Origin of the sequence: Rhizobium sp. PP-CC-3G-465 (assembly GCF_004343445.1) — a bacterium.
GTDB classification, from domain to species: Bacteria; Pseudomonadota; Alphaproteobacteria; order Rhizobiales; family Rhizobiaceae; genus Ferranicluibacter; species Ferranicluibacter rubi.
On sequence record NZ_SLYH01000045.1, the window covers coordinates 1 to 3,062 of the forward strand.

Consider the following 3,062-nt stretch of genomic DNA (forward strand, 5'->3'; position numbering starts at 1 on the left):
CAGGCGGCGGCCGCCGAAATCAGCGGTCTCTCCGGCGAGACGGTGCAGGTGGCGACCGAAGCCGGCGACATGCTCGGACGCCTCGTGCCCGACATTCGCAAGACAGCCGAACTGATCGCCGAGATCTCGGCTGCCTGCCGCGAGCAGGACATCGGGGCCTCGCAGATCAACGAGGCGATCCAGCAGCTCGACAAGGTGACCCAGCAGAATGCCGGCGCCTCCGAGCAGATGTCGGCGACCTCCGAAGAACTGGCCGCCCAGGCCGAGGAGCTTCAGGCCTCCATCGCCTTCTTCCGGGTGGACAACGTCTCGCACAAGCATCAGCCGGCCCCGATCGCCGCCGCTCCTCAGCGGGCCGCGCATCATGCGGCCCATCACACGGCAACCGCACGCCCGTCAGCCGCCCCGCGCAAGCCGGCCGCCGCCGCCCCCCGCCAGAGCGTTTCTGCCCAGCAGGCCCGCGTGAAGGGTTTTGCCTTGGACATGTCGATGGGCGGCCCGGACGCCGACGACGCCGACTTCAAGCAGAGCGCCTGAGATGGACCATATGCCGGCGGAGTCCCAGTTCGTCACCTTCAGCCTCGGGGAAGAGCTGTTTGCCGTTCCCGTCACCGTGGTCCGGGAGATCCTGGACCACGAGGACCCGTTCAAGATCCCGCACGGGCCCGACTACCTGATGGGCCTGCGCGACGTGCGCGGCCAAGGCGTACCGATCATCGACCTGCGCCTGCGGCTGGGCATGACGCCCACCGTGCGCACGCCCCACACCCGCATTCTGGTGCTCGACATTCCCTTGGGCGAGAAGGACCTCGCCCTCGGGCTGGTCGCCGACAAGGTGTTCGAGGTAACCCCTTTCCGGCGCGACAGCATCGAGCAGGCGCCCGACATCGGCGTGCGCTGGCGGTCGGACTACATCCGCGGCGTGGTCCGCCGCGAAACCGGCTTCGTCGTCATCATCGACCTTGCCCGGCTGTTCAGCGATATCAGCGACAGAGGACCGATCCCTGCCACGAACGGCCTGCCGGAGCGCAACGTCGCGTAAACGCGGGCACAGGTCTTGCGCTCTGCTTGACTGACGACGATAGGTGGGTGTCTTGTTGAGAGAACGGAAGGGGTAAAACAGGCGAGTGGCCCGAGTGTCGTTGGCCGCTCGAAAAAGCGCGGGAAGGGAGCGATCTGGTCGGGCGAAACCTGCAGGCAATACAAGGGGACAGAGCCGCTGGCGTTCTCTTGCCGGTCGAGCCGGTCCTGGCCATTGCCGTGATTTTCTAGATCTGCACCGCAAGCTAATATTTTCGGCCATGGCGGGGAGCATGGACTGAGGCCTCGTCGACTATGCCGCAGCTCGCCGTGGGATCAACGAGCAAAAGCTGTTTGACTTGTCTTGGGTGCGAGATGGCAATTTCGGCTAACATTCGAACGCAAGAAGATTATGCGCGGTCAACATGATCGACCAGTATACCGCGCAAATGGGGTCATGGGCACCCAGCCCTACTGCGGCAAATTCGGGTAAGGCTGGTTTGAGATGATCTCCACTCTTTCCGTGAACGTGCGGCATGGCAGATTGGAGTACAACGCTTTCAGCATCTTGCAGCCGTTCCTGGACAAGCTGGGGCACAAGACGCGGCAACAGACTTGCACGCTATACGTCATCGGTCTGATCGGTCCCGACGATCGCAAGAGTATTGAACTGATGCCGGAGTTTTTTGCTCCAAGGCACGATGATCACTCCACCGTTTCATCTCCGATCGCCCTTGGAATGCTGCGTTTAGTGAGACTGAGCTCGCAGAACAGGTGACAGGATCGTTGACATGTTAGACGCCTTCCTGGTGATCAAAGATAGCGCCCTTCCCAAGAGAGGCGACCACTCGGTCGGCGTCGGCCGGAACAGGGTTCAATTCTAAGGAAGAGGGCAAGTTTTGAGACGCTGGTGTCCGTGACGCTCGCCGGAAACGAAGGTCTTATTCTGGTTTGGTGATTTGCTTTTGCGCAGGAGCCAGACCAAGGACATAGAACGGAAGGCAAAGGCCAGGGTTCCCGATGCCTCGCGCACATCTCGCGCAACGTCGGAGATAGCTCCTGGCAAGACCGATCGGTTGATCGCGGCTGGCATCTGGTTTGTGTTCAGATATTATGTCGATGGCAAATTCAAAGGACGTTTCGATGAACCATGACCGGCTCGGCCATCTGCCGGAAAACAAGCGCCGTGAGCTGGCCCGCGTAACGCAAATCCTGTTCGAGGAATTCGAAGATAAGCTGAAGGGCAAACTCACCCCGGAAAAGAGACTCGGGCGTATCCTCAAGGTGATCCTCTTCGGCTCCTACGCGCGCGGTGATTGGGTTGAGGATCGCGACAGCGGCTATCGATCCGACTATGACCTGCTTATCATCGTCAACAACGAAGACTTCACCGACCTGCACGACTATTGGGATAAGGCCGATGAGCGGTTCATTCGGGACCTGAGCGTAACAAACACGCTCGAGACCCCCGTTAATTTCATCGTCCATAGCTTGATGGAGGTCAACGACCAGCTCGCCCGCGGGCGGCCCTTCTTCTCCGATATCGCCCGCGATGGACAGATGCTCTATGAAATGCCGGGTTTTCCCCTCGCCGCTCCTAGACCGCTTTCAGCGGATGACATCAGGGCTGAAGCGCAGAGACACTTCGACCACTGGTTTCGCTTGGCACTTCACGCCGTAAAGCTGGCAGAGACTAGCATCGCCAACAACGTACCCCCGCGATGCGGCATTCATGCTGCACCAGGCCGCAGAACGCGCATATCACTGCACGCTGCTCGTTTTTAAACTCTACAGCCCCAAGTCCCACCGAATTAGTGTCCTACGCTCTCATGCCGAAAATCTCGATGAACGGCTGATACCGGTCTGGCCTCGTGACGCACGCTTCCAACGACGCGCATTCTCAAGACTTCGCCGTGCCTATGTCGAGGCGCGATATTCCTCCGGGTAGTGAGCGTCCGGCGAACGCCTTTTCGCGCGCTCGTTTGGCCGAATCTATGGGACGAGCTTCACCTCATCGACCATCACTCGCTTGATCATCTCGG

4 protein-coding genes and 1 pseudogene are annotated in these 3,062 nt (G+C 60.3%); all 5 read left to right on the top strand.

Annotated features, from left to right (window positions below; translation table 11 throughout):
* Window positions 1-537, top strand: a pseudogene (locus C8J33_RS26635) (methyl-accepting chemotaxis protein); the annotation flags it as partial.
* 1 nt (window position 538) lies between these two features.
* Window positions 539-1,042, top strand: coding sequence for a chemotaxis protein CheW (locus tag C8J33_RS26640; protein ID WP_132665919.1), 504 nt, complete (start codon window positions 539-541; stop codon window positions 1,040-1,042).
* Between the two features lie 483 nt (window positions 1,043-1,525).
* Window positions 1,526-1,798, top strand: coding sequence for a hypothetical protein (locus tag C8J33_RS26645; protein WP_132665920.1), 273 nt, complete (start codon window positions 1,526-1,528; stop codon window positions 1,796-1,798).
* Window positions 1,799-2,163: 365 nt separating this feature from the next.
* The gene (locus C8J33_RS26650) at window positions 2,164-2,805 is read left to right on the top strand and encodes a nucleotidyltransferase domain-containing protein (protein WP_245507308.1); all 642 of its coding nucleotides are present in this window, start codon (window positions 2,164-2,166) and stop codon (window positions 2,803-2,805) included.
* On the top strand, window positions 2,753-2,968 hold the full coding sequence (locus C8J33_RS27760) for a hypothetical protein (protein ID WP_245507309.1): 216 nt from the start codon (window positions 2,753-2,755) through the stop codon (window positions 2,966-2,968). The genes C8J33_RS26650 and C8J33_RS27760 overlap by 53 nt, the downstream gene beginning before the upstream one ends.
* Window positions 2,969-3,062: the final 94 nt, after the last annotated feature.

Bases quoted from the DNA above. Each gene is read 5' to 3' on its own strand.
- C8J33_RS26645 (WP_132665920.1), top strand. From the start codon at position 1,526: ATGATCTCCACTCTTTCCGTGAACGTGCGGCATGGCAGATTGGAGTAC.
- C8J33_RS26640 (WP_132665919.1), top strand. From the start codon at position 539: ATGGACCATATGCCGGCGGAGTCCCAGTTCGTCACCTTCAGCCTCGGG.
- C8J33_RS27760 (WP_245507309.1), top strand. From the start codon at position 2,753: ATGCTGCACCAGGCCGCAGAACGCGCATATCACTGCACGCTGCTCGTT.
- C8J33_RS26650 (WP_245507308.1), top strand. From the start codon at position 2,164: ATGAACCATGACCGGCTCGGCCATCTGCCGGAAAACAAGCGCCGTGAG.